Consider the following 13,835-nt stretch of genomic DNA (forward strand, 5'->3'; position numbering starts at 1 on the left):
CCGCCGAGGGGCGTTCGGGCGTACTGTCCGAGGACCGCCCGCTGCCCCGCGGGCCCGCGTCGATGGAGTCGCGAATGTTCGAACCCGGAGGATCCGCGCGGCCTGTCGCGCGGGTCGGCTACGTCACCGCCGCCCTGCTGGTCGGCGCGATCCTGGTGGGCGGCGCGGTCGGCGCCGCCGTCGCCCTGGTCCTCTACCTGCCCGGCGTCCTCGCCGCCGACGGCCCGCCCGGGCTGGTGAGCTTCGGCCTGCTCATGGGAGCGGCCTCCGGCGCGGGCATCGGAGTCGTCGGAGGCGCGGGAGCGGTCGCCGGCATGGTCGCGGTGCGCGTCGCGAGCCGCCGCGACGGCCCGTTCGTGCTCGGCACCAGCGCGGGCGCCGGTCTCGGCGTGCTGGTCGCCTCCGCGAACCTGCTCGTCAGCCGCGACGCCCCGACCTGGGCGACCGCCCTGCTCGCCACCGCGGCCGCCTGCGCCCTCTGCGCGGCGGGCTCGTGGCTGCTGACCCGGCACGAGCACTCCTGGGAGCGCGCGCACGCCGCACCGCGCTGATCCGCGGCACCTCCGGGGATCAGCCCGCGTAGGACCCGACCAGGCGGACCGCTCCGCCGTCGACGCCCTTCGCGCCCTGCTCGAAGCCCTCGAAACCGCGCGCGGCCGTCGAGACGCGGCCCGCGACCCACGACGGGACGCCCGAGCGCTCGAGGCGCGCGATCACGCCGTCGGCCGCCTCCGCCGCGACCACGGCGAACATGCCGATGCCGAGGTTCCAGGTGCCCTCGGTGCTCTCGAGCGTCGCGCCGGACATCGCGGCGAGCGCGCGGAACACGTCGGACGGGCTCCAGCTCGCCCGCTCGACCTCGACCCAGGAGCCGCGCGGCAGCACCCGCGCGAGGTTCGCCGCGATCCCGCCGCCGGTGACGTGGCTGATGGAGTGGACGGCCGGGCCGAGCTCGGCGTCGTCGAGCAGGTCGAGGAGGGGCCGGGTGTAGAGGCGGGTCGGCTCCAGCAGCACCTCGCCGACCACGCCGCCCAGCTCCTCGGAGCGGTCGGTGAAGCCGATGCCGCGCTCGGCGAGGATGTGGCGCACGAGCGAGTAGCCGTTCGAGTGCAGTCCGGAGGAGGCCATCGCCACCACGACGTCGCCGTCGCGCACGCGGTCGGCGCCGCGCACCTGGTCCGCCTCGATCGCGCCGACCGCCGCGCCCGCCACGTCGTAGTCGTCGGGTCCGAGCAGGCCCGGGTGCTCGGCCGTCTCGCCGCCGACGAGCGCGGTGCCCGTCTCGGAGCAGGCGCGCGCGATGCCGGCGACGATGTCGGCGATGCGGGCCGGGACGACCTTGCCGCACGCGATGTAGTCGGTCATGAAGAAGGGGCGGGCGCCGACCACGACGATGTCGTCGACGACCATGCCGACGAGGTCCTGCCCGATGGTGTCGTGCTTGTCGATCGCCTGGGCGAGCGCGACCTTGGTGCCGACGCCGTCGGTCGAGGTCGCGAGGAGGGGGGCTCGGAAGTCGCGGAGGAAGGAGACGTCGTAGAGGCCCGCGAAGCCGCCGACCCCGCCGAGGACCCGGCTGTCGTGCGTCGCCGACACCGCCGACTTCATCAGCTCGACGGCGAGGTCCCCCGCCGCCGTGTCGACTCCTGCGCGGGCGTAGCTGCTCGTCTCATCACTCACGCGACGACCCTACCGACTGCCCTCTCCCGCCGCGGCGCGGATCCGGGTCCGCCGCACCGGCGGCTCCCGCTCCGCGCCCGCGGTCACGAGTCCCAGGCCACGTAGTGCAGCTCGGCGCGGTCGCGGCTGCGGTGGAGGTCGAGGTAGGACCGGGCGATGACCTCGGCCGCCGCGTCCGGGTGGCCGCCGTCGATGAGTGCGGTGATCGCCACGTGGGCGGCGTAGACGCCCCGGGGCTCGAGCGCGGAGTGGAGGTTGAGGACCCAGTTCCGCAGGCCCGCGGCGGCGATGTTGATGTTCGCCAGCGCCGCGTGCGGGGAGACGGAGCCGCCGCCGGTGGTGACGAGGATCGTCCCGCTGCCGGCGGCGATCATGTCCGGAACCACCTCGCCGACGGCGCGGAGCGCGCCGCCGAGGTAGAAGTCGATCTGCGGCTGCAGGTTCTCGGGCGTGACGTCGAGGACGCCGACCGGGGTGAGAGCGGAGTCGGCGGGGGAGAACTCGAGGACGTCGATCGGACCGAGGTCGGCACGGATCGCCCGCAGCGCGGCGGTCAGGGTCTCGGGCTGCGCGATGTCGGCGGCGAACCCCGTCGCCTCGATGCCCTCCTCGGCGAGGCGGGCGGCCAGGCCGTCCAGCTTCTCCTGGTTCCGCGAGACGAGGGCGACGGTGAAGCCGGCCCGGCCGAAGACGCGGGCGATCTCGAGGCCGAGGCCGGGGCCCGCGCCGATGACGGTGAGAAGGGGCATGGGAGGTCCTGTCGTCGTGCGCCCCGGGGCGCGATGAGCGGGGCTGCTAAGTTGAGGTCAGCCTCAACACTCATTGGATCATAAGTTGAGTGGCGCCTCAAGATCATCGGGAGGATCACGTGGACGAGCAGAAGGCCCTGCGCCGGGACGCGCAGCGGAACGTCGAGAAGCTGCACGCCGCCGCCCTCGAGGTCTTCGGCTCCCGCGGCCTGGCCGCCCCCCTCGAGGACATCGCCCGTCACGCCGGCGTGAGCATCGGCACCCTCTACAACCGCGTCGGCTCCCGTGAGGAGCTCATCGACGCCGTCGTCCCGGCCGTCGCCGGCGAGAAGCTGAAGGGCCTGACCGAGCGCGCTCTCGCCGAGCGGTCCTCCCGCGGACGCCTGGAGCGCTTCGTCTCCGGGATGATCGACCTCCAGCTGGAGGACCCCGCCCTCAACGACGCGATGCTGCGCCGCTTCCCCGACGCAGTCGCCCTCATCGAGGCCTGCGACCGCTCGATCGAGCTCGGCCGGGGTCTCGTCGAGGCCGCCCACCGCGACGGATCCCTCTCCCCCGACTTCACCCACGACGACCTGATGGCCCTGCTCTGGATGGCGGGCACGACCAGCCGCGAGTCCGCGGCTCCGCAGGGCTGGCGCCGCGTCCTGGACCGCAGCCTCGCCGGCGCCTGGACGGCTCCGAGCAGCTGAGCGGCCGCGCGGCTCCCCGACCGACCGCCCGGCCGATCCGCCGGTCGACGCCGCCCTGAGCACCCCCGCGACCACGGATCCGCCCACGGCGAACCATTAGGGGATGAGTCCCCCGCGTGCCAGGATGGACCGTCAAACCCCCCTGCTATCCCCTTGGGAGCCCCTCCGGCATGTGCGGAATCGTTGGGATCGTGTCCTCCGGACCGGTCAACCAGTCCATCTACGACAGCCTCTCCCTCCTGCAGCACCGCGGCCAGGACTCGACCGGCATCGCGACCGCCGACGGCAGCACTCTGCACATCAAGAAGGCCGCGGGACAGGTCCGCGAGGCGTTCCGCACCCGCGACATGCGCTCGCTGCTCGGATCCATGGGCCTCGGCCACGTGCGCTACGCGACGAAGGGCAACGCCGAGCGCGAGGAGGAGGCCCAGCCGTTCTACGTGAACGCGCCGTACGGCATCATCCTCGTCCACAACGGCAACCTCACGAACACGCGCGAGCTCACCGAGGAGCTCTTCCGCATCGACCGCCGCCACCTCAACACCACCTCCGACACGGAGCTGCTGGTCAACGTGCTGGCGAACGAGCTGCAGGCCTCGATGTCGGGCCGCGACCTCGACGCCGACGAGGTGTTCGACGCCGTCGCCCGCGTGCACGAGCGCGTCGAGGGCTCCTACGCCACCATCGCGCTGATCGCCGGCGTCGGGCTGCTGGCGTTCCGCGACCCCTTCGGGATCCGCCCGCTCATCGTCGGCCGCCGCAGCAGCACCGGGGCGCCGGACGACTGGGTCGTCGCCTCCGAGTCGCTCGTGCTCGAGGCGCAGGGCTTCGAGATCGTCCGCGACGTCGCTCCCGGCGAGGCGGTCTTCATCACCCCCGACGGCCGGATGGCCAGCCGCCAGTGCGCGAAGGACCCGCGACTCATCCCGTGCTCGTTCGAGTACGTCTACCTCGCCCGCCCCGACTCCGTGATGTCGGGCATCTCGGTCTACGAGGCGCGCCTGCGCCTGGGCGACCGCCTCGCCGACACCATCGCGCAGTACACCCCGGGCGGAGCGATCGACGTCGTCATGCCGATCCCCGACTCCTCCCGCCCCGCCGCGATGCAGGTCGCGCAGAAGCTCGGGATCGAGTACCGCGAGGGCTTCTACAAGAACCGCTACGTCGGCCGGACGTTCATCATGCCCGGGCAGGCGGTCCGCAAGAAGTCGGTGCGGCAGAAGCTCAACGCGATGTCGAGCGAGTTCAAGGGCAAGAACGTCCTGATCGTCGACGACTCGATCGTCCGCGGCACCACCTCCAAGGAGATCGTCGACATGGCCCGCGCGGCCGGCGCGAACACGGTCACCTTCGCATCCGCCGCGCCTCCCGTGCGCTACCCGCACGTGTACGGGATCAACATGCCCTCGCGCCAGGAGCTCGTGGCCCACAACCGCCGCATCCCCGAGATCTCGGAGGCGATCGGCGCCGACCAGCTGATCTACCAGGAGGTCGCCGACATGAAGGCGGCGATCCTCGAGGGCTCGGACGTCACCGACCTCGAGACCAGCTGCTTCACCGGCGAGTACGTCACGGGCACAGTCACCCCGGAGTACCTCGACTGGGTGGAGCGCACGCAGCTGAGCTGAGCTCTGCACAGCGCCGGGCGCGGCGCAACGGGTGCCGCGCATCCGTGCGCCGCTCCATGATCGGAGGGTGCGCGGCCCCGCGCGCATGCACCCGAGGAGTCCCCCGTGATCTACCGAATCCTTCCGTTCCTGCTCACCTTCGTGGCCAAGAAGATCTCGAAGTCGCAGAAGGCCAAGCGTGCCGCCGCCAAGCGCCCGACGTCCAGCGCGAGCAGCAGCCGCCGCTCCTCGTCGCGCCGGGGACGCTGACGCCGCGGTCCCGTCCGCGAGCGCGAGCCGCGGGCGGGACCCTCAGCGCAGGGCGGAGTGCCGCGGCCGCAATGCGGCCCGCCTCCGCCGGCTAGACCCGGTCGGACCCCGTCCGCGGGTCGTCCTCGTCGGACGTCGTGCGCACGTCGGGCAGGGCCTCCTCGGCCACGGGCTCCTCGGCCGCGTCCTCGCGCTCGACGATCCGCTCGGCGGTGGTCCGGACGACCTTCCGGCCGACGACCCGGTCGAGCAGCACCACGACGAGCCCCGCGAGAGCGCCGAACAGCGTCACGAAGAGCAGCAGGCTGAAGCCGAAGACCTGCCCGCGGGAGAAGCCCTGCGTCTCGGGCAGCGCGAAGGTCAGCACGAAGGCCGCGATCGCTCCGAGCCCGACGCCGAGGGTCAGGATGCGCCAGACGCGCGGGGAGCGGCGGACGTCGACCTCTTCGCGGGTGACCTCGGGGCGGGCGGGATCGCTCATGCCTCCATTCTCCCCCGCGCGGGCGAGGGCACGGCACCGTGATCGCTCAGAGCGCGTGCACGAGCCGGCCCGCCTGCGCGCGCAGCTCGCGGACGACGGTGCGGACCGAGAGCCGCTCCGCCCGGTCCGGCCGCATCAGCGCGACGATGTGCCGCACGGAGTTCACCCCGCGGAGCGGCTTCACCACCACTCCCGCGCCGCCCGCCGTGTAGCGCGGGAGCACCGCGATGCCCAGGCCCGCCGCGACGAACGCCTCCGTCACGCGGGTCGACGCGAAGCGCTGCTCCACCCGCACCGCCTCGCCGGACGCGGTCTCGATGTCCTGCATCACGCGCTCGAACGGGAACCCGTCCGGGACGCCGATCCAGGTCTCGCCGACCAGATCCGCCGCCGAGACCGTCGCCCGGTCCGCGAGGCGGTGCCCGGCCGGCAGGCCGATGTCGAGGGGCTCGATCATCAGCTCCGCCATCGCGAGGCCGCGACCGGCCCAGGCGCTTCTGCCGGTGGGCGAGTGGGCGAGCACGATGTCGAAGTCGGCGGTCAGGTCGGCGAACTCGTCGGTGCCGGGGTCCGCGTCCTCGCACTGCACGACGAGTCCCTCGACGCTGCGGAGCGCGACCAGCGCGTTCGGGAGGAGCATCTGGCCCGCAGTGGGGAAGGTCGCGATGGTGACCTCGCCGATCGGGTTGTTCTTGAACGTCTGCCAGACGGCGTCGGCCCGCTCGAGCGCGATCGCGATCTCGGTGGCGCTCCGGGCGAGCTCGCGTCCCGCCGCCGTGAGCACCACGCCGCGGCCGGAGCGCTCGATCAGCGGCACGCCGGCCTCGCGCTCGAGCACCTTGAGCTGCTGCGAGACCGCGGAGGGCGTGCGGTGCGTCGCCTCCGCCACGGCCGTGATCGAGCGGCGCATCGAGAGCTCTCGGAGCAGTTCCAGCCGTCGCACGTCCATGTAGAGAAACTACACGTCAGGGCAAGAACAGTTCGATTGTCCTACGGAACATGGAGCCGGACACTGGACGTTGTACACAGCATCCCGGCGGATGGATCAGAAGCCGCCGCAACGAAAGGCAGAACACTCATGAGCATCGCAATCCTCGTCGTCCTCAGTGGCCTCGCCGCATGGGGCACGGTGTCGACGGTGCTCGTCGCCAGCCGCGACGGCTACCGTCAGGTCCCCGCGCAGCACTGAGCCCCGCCGCTCCGCGACAGCACCTCATCGCGTTCCGACGCCGTCTCCCGACCGGGAGGCGGCGTTCTCGCGTCTCCGGGGGCTGGTGCCGCTCCTCGGGGAGCGCCTCCCCGCCGCGGCTCCCGGGGGTCGACCATCGGCTCGCCCCGCACACGACGACGGGCCCCCGACCGGAGTCGAGGGCCCGTCGTGCGCGCGGTGCGGCTACTTCGCGGCGGTGCGGCGGCGCAGGCGCGCGACCGTCATGCCCAGACCGAGCAGCAGAGCGGCGATCCCGGCGGCGAACGCGGGGGTCGCGTCCACTCCGGTCTCGGCGAGGTGGTGCGAGCCGGCGACCGGAGCAGTGGTCGGCGTCGGCGCGGGGCCCGTGGTGGGCGGCGTGGTCGGCGCGGGCGTCGGCTCCGTGGTCGGTCCGGGAGTCGGGGTGCCCGCTCCGGCGCCGGCCGCGACGGCGAAGCCGACGCTGATCTCGGTGCCGGTGGTGTCGAGCACGAACGTCGCGGTGTGCGCGCCGCCCGCCAGACTCTCGTCGATCGGGACCGAGAACGAGGCGCGACCGGTCGAGTCGTCGGTGACGGCCCGGGTCGGGTCGATCGTCGCGGTGCCGACGACGGTGCCGTCGACGCTCGCGGTCACGGTGGTGTCGGCCGCGGCTCCGGTGCTGAACAGGAGCGAGGAGAGGTCGACGGTCATCGTGTCGCCGACCACGTACTCGCCCGAGTCCGGGACGTTGTCGGTCAGGCCGATCGTGCGCTGCACGGGGTCGGGGCTGACGGTGCCGAGGTCCTGGATGTAGCCGACGAAGGCGTCCAGGTCGATGCGGCCGGAGTCGGCCGTGCCGGTGCCCTCGGTGAAGGTGCTGAAGCCGTCGCCGCCGCTCGCGAGGAAGCTGCTGGTCACGACGGTGAAGGTCGCGGCCGGGTCGATCGGCTCGTTCTGGAAGAACACCTGCGAGATGCGCGAGCCCTCGGGCGCCGTGGCGTCGAAGACGTAGGTGAGGTCCTTCGAGGTGGAGAGGTTCAGCTGCGGGTGGCTGGAGCTGCCCACCCACTGCTCCTCGAGCAGGTCGGAGATCTGCTCGCCGGTCAGCTGCAGGGTCACCAGGGTGTTCGCGAAGGGCTGGGCGTCGGAGGCCTCGGCGTAGGTGACCACGCCGTCCGCGTCGCCGGGCTGGTCCGGAGTCGCGGTGTAGGAGAGGTCGTCGCGCAGGCCGCCCGCGTTCGAGAAGGCGATCTGCGTGCCGAGCTCACGGGTGGCCCAGAGCTGGGCGTCCGAGACGAGGTTGCCGAGGGTCGACTCCGAGCCGCGGTTGGTCGTGGTGCCGTCCGGGCGGTAGGCGCGCGAGATGTCCTCGGTGATGGTGCCGACCTTCACGCTGCCCTCGCGGACGGCGACGGCCTGGGCGTCGGCGACGATGGTCTCGACCTCGGGGTCGGGCTCGAAGGCGCCGACGACGATCGTCTTGGCCGGGTCGTCGGAGGTCGGGTCGTCGACGACCTTCGTCAGCGGCACGACCTCGCTGGTGAGCGAGGTGAGCTGCTTGGTCGCCGGGTCGACGGTCAGGGACATGCGGCCGATGTTCTCGGCGTAGCTGCCGGTCTGCGACACGACGGTCGGGAAGGCCCGGCCCGCGTCGATGCCCGCGTCGTACTCCTGGTGGCTGTGGCCCGAGACGATCGCGTCGACGTTCGGGGCGACCGCGTTGACGATCGCGCCGAACTTGGGGTCCGCCTCCGGAGTGTTCAGCTCGGCCGCGTCGGCGTCGGCTCCCTCGTGCAGGAGCAGGACGACCACGTCGGCCTCGTCGTTGGCGGCGTCGCCGTCCTGGAGCTGCGCGGCGACCTCGTTGACGTTCTCGGCGATCGGCTCGATGGAGAGCGTCGAGATCGTGGCGGGGCTGACGAGCTTGCCGAGGTCCTCGGTGATCGCGCCGATGAAGGCGACGGAGACGCCGTCCTGCTCGGTGATCACGTACGGGGAGTAGGCGCGCTCGCCGGTCGCGGTGTCGTAGAGGTTCGCGTTCACGTAGGGGAACGCCGAGGCGTCCACGACGCGGCCGTCGACGTCGGCGCGGCCCTGGTCGAACTCGTGGTTGCCCAGGGTGCTGACGTCGAGGCCCATCGCGTTCAGCGAGTCGAGCGTGGGGATGTCGCCCTGCACCTTCGACACGAAGGTCGAGGCGCCGATGTTGTCGCCGGCCGAGACGAACAGCGTGTTCGGGTTGGCGGCGCGGTAGGAGTCGACGGCACCGGCGAGCACGGCGGCTCCGGCGACGGCGCGGTCGGCGGCGAGCCGCCCGTGGAAGTCGTTGATCGAGAGGATGTCGATGGCGACATCGCCCTCGGCCGCCGCGGCGGGCGTGGCGCCGAGGAGGGCCGCTCCGGCGACGGCGCCGACGGCGGTCGCGGAGAGGAGTCGGGTGAGGCCGCGTCGGCCCGGGGAAGTACTGCGCATCGTGAAGGGGACTCCAAGCATCGAGCGGTGGATCCGGAGAGGATTCGTGCCGCGTGAGGGGGTTATTCCCAGACAACCCGACGGCGGAGCCCAGGTCAAACGTTCTGGAGACGGCTCGCCGCCGCGTTTACGAGAAGTTAACTCGCCGACGCTCAGCCGACGCGCAGGATGGGAAGGAACGGCGTGAGGTCCGCGCGCACTCCGGAGGCGTGGATCCGCCCGCTCGCGAGACCCTCGCTCCACGGCAGCGAGCCGGTCGCGAGCGGCAGCCAGGTCGCCGCGTCCATCTCGATCACGTTCGGCGGAGTCCCGCGGGTGTGGCCCGGGCCCTCGACGCACTGGGCCGCGCCGAACGGCGGAACGCGCACCTCGACGCTGCGCCCGGGGACGTTCGTCTCGATGATCTGCAGGAGGAACCGCACCGCCGTCGCCGTCGTGTTCCGGTCCGCTCCTCCGGCGAGCGCCGCCCGCACCGCGGACTGCCCGCTCGCCTCGTCGATCCTGCCCTTGGCCATCCACCCATCCTGCCGCCGCCGCTCGCTCCCGGAGGCCTCCGCGGGGCTCCGCCCGGCGTGTCGGCGTCCGCAGCGCCGCCCTGCGGAGGAGGACGTCACAGGGACCAGCCCCGGCGCGGGGCGCCCTATCCTGTCAGGGTGAAGATCCTCGTCCTCGGTTCGGGTGCCCGTGAGCACGCCATCATCACGGCTCTCCTCGCGGAGGAGGAGCACCACGAGATCATCGCGGCGCCCGGCAACGCCGGCATCGCGCGCGACGTCGAGGTCATCCACTTCGACACGAACAGCCCCCGGCTGGTCAGCGACTTCGCGGTGGAGCAGGGCATCGAGCTCGTCGTCATCGGCCCCGAGGCGCCCCTGGTCGCCGGAGTCGCCGACGCGCTCCGCAAGCGCCGCATCCCCACCTTCGGCCCCGACCGGGCCGCCGCCGCACTCGAGGGCTCGAAGACCTTCGCGAAGCGCGTGATGGACATGGCCCGCGTGCCCACCGGCCGCGCGACCCGCGTCTCCACCCTGGTCGACGCCACCCGCGCCATCGACGAGTACGGACTCCCCTCGGTCGTCAAGGCCGACGGCCTCGCCGCGGGCAAGGGCGTCCTGGTGACGGAGTCGCGCAGCGCGGCGATCGCGCACGCCGAGTTCTGGCTGCAGTCCGGCGACGTCCTCATCGAGGAGTTCCTCGCCGGCCAGGAGGTCTCCCTCTTCCTCCTCTCCGACGGCCACGACGTCGTCCCCCTCTCCCCCGCGCAGGACTTCAAGCGCCTGAGCGACGGCGACGAGGGGCCGAACACCGGCGGCATGGGCGCCTACTCCCCGCTCCCCTGGCTCGCCGACCGCTGGGAGAGCGAGCGCGCCTTCGTCGACGAGGTGATCGACACGGTCGCCATCCCGACCATCCGGCAGCTCGAGCGCGAGCGCACCCCCTTCGTCGGACTCCTCTACTGCGGCCTCATCGTGACCGACGCGGGCCTGCGCGTGATCGAGTTCAACGCCCGCTTCGGAGACCCCGAGACCCAGGTCGTCCTCCCCCGCCTCGCCTCCCCGCTGTCCGCGCTGCTGCACGCGGCGGCCACCGGCGCGCTCGCCTCCGTCCCGTGGCCCGCGTTCACGGACGAGGTCGCCGTCACCGTCGTCCTCGCGAGCGAGGGCTACCCCGAGAACGCCGTCACCGGACGGACCATCACCGGACTCGACGCGGCGGCGGACGTCCCCGGCGTCACCATCGCCCACGCGGCGACCCAGCTGGTCGACGGGAGCTTCGTCGCCACCGGCGGCCGCGTGCTCAACGTCGTCGCACGCGGTGCCGACTTCGCCGAGGCGCGGGAGCGGGCGTACCGCGCGCTCGACCTGATCCACCTCGACGGCGGGCTGTATCGGAGCGACATCGCGGCGAAGGTCGCGAAGTAGAGCGACCTCAGCGTGATGTCGGCCACGCCGCTCCCCGCGCGGCGTGGCGCGGTCGACTCAGAGACCGGCCGGGTACTCGGAGAGCGGGGCGCGGTCGGCGCGTCCAGAACGCTCGGCACGCGTTCCGGTCGACGCCTCGAGGGTGGCCGGGGTGGGGTGGATCCGCGCTCGGACTCGGACCTCCGCGACACGGGCTCGCGGCGGAGGTCGGTCGCCTCGCGGGGGGCGGGTCAGGCCAGGGTGCGGAGGGCCTCGGCGAGGTGGGGGTGCGCGAAGGTGAAGCCGGCGTCCTCGAGGCGGGCGGGCACGACCCAGCGGGACTTGAGCAGGAGCTCGGACTCGGTGCGGAGCAGGAGCGTCGCGGGCTCGAGGACGAAGCGCGGAGCCGGCACGCCGATCCGGCGGCCGACGGCGGCGCGGAGCAGCCGGGAGAGCTCGGTGTTGTCGCTCGGATTCGGCGACGCGAGGTTCACCGGCCCGTCGAGGGTCGACTCCTCGAGGAAGCGGATCGACCGGTGGACGTCCTCCACGTGGATCCAGCTGAAGTGCTGACGGCCGCGGGTGCGCCGGTGCTCGTGGTGCACACCGGCCTCGCGGCGCGCGCGCGTCGAGGGCCACGGCCCGTCGAACTGCGGACCGCCGAGGCCGAGCCGCGCCAGCCGCAGCAGGATCGCCGTCGCCGGACCGTCTCCGAGCACGATGGACATCCGCAGCGCCACGCGCCGCACGCCGGGCGTCTCCCCGGCGAAGAACTCCGACTCCCACGCCCGCGCCACGTCGACCGAGAAGCCCTCGCCGAGCACGCCCTCGTCCTCGGTGTTCGCCCGCTCCTCCTCGTGCCGGTAGATCGTGGCCGTGCTCGCGTTCATCCAGACCGGCGGAGGAGTCGCGGCCGCCGCGACCGCCCGGTGCAGCTCCGCGGTGGTCGCCACGCGCGAGCGGAGGATCTCGGCGCGGTTCGCCGCGGTGTACCGGCAGTCGACGCTCTTGCCGGCCAGGTTCACCAGGAGGCGCGCACCGTCGAGCACGCGGGTGATGCCGACGGTGTCGCCCCAGCGCGCGTCCGGCCCGGAGCGGCCGATCCTCCGCACCGTCCAGCCGTCGGCGGTGAAGCGGCGGGCGAGGTCCGTCCCGAGGAATCCGCTCGCACCGGCGAGGACGACGACGGGGTCAGCGGTGCTGCTCATCGCCCCATCGTGCCGCACGGCGCCGGAGTCACGGGGAGGACTCGTCGCAGGCGCGCTGCCGGGACGCGGAGTGGGTGGAGGCGGGCCTCGGTCAGCCGCCGAGCGACCCCGCATCGCGGAGGAGACGCGCCGCGGCGAGCGCCCCGGCCAGCCGCTCGGCGAACCCCGGCGGCACCTCGGCGGGCAGCGCGTCGACCGGCCACCAGGCCACGTCGTCGCTCTCGTCGCTGACGCTCACCGGAGCGTCCGGATCGGCGATCGCGCCGTAGCCCACGTCCCAGTGGCGGGAGCAGCGGCCGAAGCCGTCGCCGAGCGCGTGCCGGTCGAGGTCGAGGGGCAGGACGCCGAGCGGCTGCAGCCGTGCCGCTCCGCTCTCCTCCCGCGCCTCGCGGAGGGCCGCGTCGGCCGTGGAGTCGTCGCCGGGCTCGACATGACCGCCGAGCTGCACCCAGAACCGGCCCTTGCGGTGGAAGCAGAGCAGCACCTGCGCCAGATTCGGCGAGAGCACGAAGCAGCTCGCCGTGACGTGCTCGGGGCCGCCGTCGCGCTCGAGCGCCGACTCGCCGCGCTGCTCGAGGAACGCCAGGTACTCGTCCCGCAGGTCCGCGAGCGCGCCCGCGTCCCACTCCCGCAGCTCGCCCGCCAGCCGCGTCCCTCGCTCCCCCGTCACGCGAAGGACCCTACCTCCCCTCCGTGAGCTGCCCCTCCGGTGCGCGACACGGCGTGCGTGGCGTACTGGAGCGGCAGCTTCCGGGGAGGGAGGAGGGACGGGAGCGTCAGACGGAGAGGCCGGAGAGGCCCTCGCGGTCGACGCGGCGGTGGAAGCGCATGCCGGCGAGACCGCCGAGCACGGCGCCGACCAGCGCGACGACCAGGGCGGCGAGCGCCGTCACGACCGCCGCGGCCGTGGCGTCGCCTGCGTCCAGGGGGATCGTCGGGAAGCCGCTCACCGCGGAGAGCGCCTGGCTGCCGCCGGTGATCGCCGAGACGATGCCCACGACGATCGCGACGACGACCGCCCAGGCCCACACTCCGACGCCCTGCTTCGCTCCGCTGAAGCGGGCCATGCGGCCTGCCACGTAGCCGCCGCAGTAGTAGGCGACGAGGAGGATGACCAGCAGGGCGATCGCGCCCGCCCAGCCGAACGCGGCGGGGTCGGCCGCGAGGTCGCCGGTGACGTCCTGGGTGCCGATGACGGCGGCCCCGATCGCGGTGACGAGGGCGGTCAGGAGGACGGCGAGTCCGGTGGCGGCGAGCCAGCCGAAGAAGGCGCAGCCGATCTTGAAGCCGCCGAAGCGGTCGCGCTCGCGCTGGTGGATGTCCTTGCGCGCGGCCGCACGGGCCTGCTTCGCCTCGGCGGAGTCGGGGTCGACGGGCGCGCGGTGCTCGGGGACCGAGTGCGCGGAGTCGGAGCGGTCCGTCGAAGCGGAGCGGTCCGTCGAGGCGGAGCGGTCCGAGGAGGCGGAGCGGTCCGGAGTCGCGGAGCGGTCCGTCGCCGCAGCCGCTCCCGTGTCCCCCGCGATGCGCGCCGTGCCGCCCGCCGCCGAGCCCTCTGCGCGTCGCGGCAGTCCGCCGTCAGCCGGATCCCTGTCTGTCGTGCTCAT

General features: G+C 73.3%; 14 protein-coding genes. 5 read left to right on the forward strand and 9 right to left on the reverse strand.

All coding sequences use genetic code 11. The annotated features are described in order from the left end of the window. Window positions 1-74: 74 nt before the first annotated feature. Window positions 75-551 carry a hypothetical protein gene (locus tag C5C95_RS09435; RefSeq protein WP_104226816.1) on the forward strand — a complete coding sequence of 159 codons (477 nt, stop codon included), beginning with the start codon at window positions 75-77 and terminating at the stop codon, window positions 549-551. Between the two features lie 19 nt (window positions 552-570). Here C5C95_RS09435 and purM read toward each other — a convergent pair whose 3' ends face one another. Together purM and C5C95_RS09445 are read right to left on the reverse strand one after the other, a co-directional pair. Further along, window positions 571-1,680 (reverse strand): phosphoribosylformylglycinamidine cyclo-ligase, encoded by a 1,110-nt coding sequence (gene purM / locus C5C95_RS09440; protein ID WP_104226815.1) that lies wholly within the window; start codon window positions 1,678-1,680, stop codon window positions 571-573. 83 nt (window positions 1,681-1,763) lie between these two features. Next, window positions 1,764-2,429 (reverse strand): SDR family NAD(P)-dependent oxidoreductase, encoded by a 666-nt coding sequence (locus C5C95_RS09445; protein ID WP_104324306.1) that lies wholly within the window; start codon window positions 2,427-2,429, stop codon window positions 1,764-1,766. 119 nt (window positions 2,430-2,548) lie between these two features. On the opposite strand from C5C95_RS09445, the gene C5C95_RS09450 reads away from it, so the two are divergent. From C5C95_RS09450 to C5C95_RS17440, 3 genes are all read left to right on the forward strand, one after another. After that, window positions 2,549-3,121: a TetR/AcrR family transcriptional regulator gene (locus tag C5C95_RS09450; RefSeq protein ID WP_104324307.1), complete on the forward strand. Its 573-nt coding sequence runs from the start codon at window positions 2,549-2,551 to the stop codon at window positions 3,119-3,121. Window positions 3,122-3,291: 170 nt separating this feature from the next. Beyond that, entirely contained in the window at window positions 3,292-4,749 is a 1,458-nt protein-coding gene (purF, locus tag C5C95_RS09455) for an amidophosphoribosyltransferase (RefSeq protein WP_104324308.1), read from the forward strand. A gap of 105 nt (window positions 4,750-4,854) precedes the next feature. Then, window positions 4,855-4,998: a hypothetical protein gene (locus C5C95_RS17440; protein ID WP_181028791.1), complete on the forward strand. Its 144-nt coding sequence runs from the start codon at window positions 4,855-4,857 to the stop codon at window positions 4,996-4,998. 91 nt (window positions 4,999-5,089) lie between these two features. On the opposite strand, the gene C5C95_RS09460 is transcribed toward C5C95_RS17440, so the two are convergent. The 4 genes from C5C95_RS09460 to C5C95_RS09475 all read right to left on the reverse strand — a co-directional run bounded on the left by C5C95_RS09460 (window position 5,090) and on the right by C5C95_RS09475 (window position 9,637). Beyond that, a complete protein-coding gene (locus tag C5C95_RS09460) occupies window positions 5,090-5,479 on the reverse strand; it encodes a hypothetical protein (protein ID WP_104233832.1) in 390 nt (129 codons plus the stop codon). Between the two features lie 46 nt (window positions 5,480-5,525). After that, window positions 5,526-6,428, reverse strand: a complete 903-nt coding sequence (locus C5C95_RS09465; protein ID WP_104223768.1) for a LysR family transcriptional regulator — start codon at window positions 6,426-6,428, stop codon at window positions 5,526-5,528. Between the two features lie 444 nt (window positions 6,429-6,872). Beyond that, on the reverse strand, window positions 6,873-9,122 hold the full coding sequence (locus tag C5C95_RS09470; protein WP_181125637.1) for a bifunctional UDP-sugar hydrolase/5'-nucleotidase: 2,250 nt from the start codon (window positions 9,120-9,122) through the stop codon (window positions 6,873-6,875). Between the two features lie 152 nt (window positions 9,123-9,274). Further along, complete coding sequence (locus C5C95_RS09475; protein WP_104223770.1) at window positions 9,275-9,637, reverse strand: sterol carrier family protein; 363 nt, start codon at window positions 9,635-9,637, stop codon at window positions 9,275-9,277. A 138-nt stretch (window positions 9,638-9,775) separates the two neighbouring features. Between C5C95_RS09475 and purD the strand changes: the two genes are divergently transcribed. Next, the gene (purD, locus tag C5C95_RS09480) at window positions 9,776-11,044 is read left to right on the forward strand and encodes a phosphoribosylamine--glycine ligase (protein WP_104233829.1); all 1,269 of its coding nucleotides are present in this window, start codon (window positions 9,776-9,778) and stop codon (window positions 11,042-11,044) included. Window positions 11,045-11,274: 230 nt separating this feature from the next. Here purD and C5C95_RS09485 read toward each other — a convergent pair whose 3' ends face one another. The 3 genes from C5C95_RS09485 to C5C95_RS09495 all read right to left on the reverse strand — a co-directional run bounded on the left by C5C95_RS09485 (window position 11,275) and on the right by C5C95_RS09495 (window position 13,835). Continuing rightward, window positions 11,275-12,231: an epimerase gene (locus tag C5C95_RS09485; RefSeq protein ID WP_104226810.1), complete on the reverse strand. Its 957-nt coding sequence runs from the start codon at window positions 12,229-12,231 to the stop codon at window positions 11,275-11,277. Between the two features lie 91 nt (window positions 12,232-12,322). Continuing rightward, entirely contained in the window at window positions 12,323-12,901 is a 579-nt protein-coding gene (locus tag C5C95_RS09490; protein ID WP_258066408.1) for an NUDIX hydrolase, read from the reverse strand. 106 nt (window positions 12,902-13,007) lie between these two features. Further along, window positions 13,008-13,835, reverse strand: coding sequence for a hypothetical protein (locus tag C5C95_RS09495; RefSeq protein ID WP_258072647.1), 828 nt, complete (start codon window positions 13,833-13,835; stop codon window positions 13,008-13,010).

Source organism: Rathayibacter sp. AY1B7, assembly GCF_002932735.1.
Lineage (GTDB): Bacteria > Actinomycetota > Actinomycetes > Actinomycetales > Microbacteriaceae > Rathayibacter.

What these genes read in the sequence shown, in the direction of transcription:
- C5C95_RS09465 (WP_104223768.1), bottom strand. Translation starts at nt 6,428, where the DNA reads ATGGACGTGCGACGGCTGGAACTGCTCCGAGAGCTCTCGATGCGCCGC.
- purF (WP_104324308.1), top strand. Translation starts at nt 3,292, where the DNA reads ATGTGCGGAATCGTTGGGATCGTGTCCTCCGGACCGGTCAACCAGTCC.
- C5C95_RS09485 (WP_104226810.1), bottom strand. Translation starts at nt 12,231, where the DNA reads ATGAGCAGCACCGCTGACCCCGTCGTCGTCCTCGCCGGTGCGAGCGGA.
- C5C95_RS09445 (WP_104324306.1), bottom strand. Translation starts at nt 2,429, where the DNA reads ATGCCCCTTCTCACCGTCATCGGCGCGGGCCCCGGCCTCGGCCTCGAG.
- C5C95_RS09460 (WP_104233832.1), bottom strand. Translation starts at nt 5,479, where the DNA reads ATGAGCGATCCCGCCCGCCCCGAGGTCACCCGCGAAGAGGTCGACGTC.
- C5C95_RS09475 (WP_104223770.1), bottom strand. Translation starts at nt 9,637, where the DNA reads ATGGCCAAGGGCAGGATCGACGAGGCGAGCGGGCAGTCCGCGGTGCGG.
- C5C95_RS09470 (WP_181125637.1), bottom strand. Translation starts at nt 9,122, where the DNA reads ATGCGCAGTACTTCCCCGGGCCGACGCGGCCTCACCCGACTCCTCTCC.
- C5C95_RS09435 (WP_104226816.1), top strand. Translation starts at nt 75, where the DNA reads ATGTTCGAACCCGGAGGATCCGCGCGGCCTGTCGCGCGGGTCGGCTAC.
- C5C95_RS09495 (WP_258072647.1), bottom strand. Translation starts at nt 13,835, where the DNA reads ATGAGCACGACAGACAGGGATCCGGCTGACGGCGGACTGCCGCGACGC.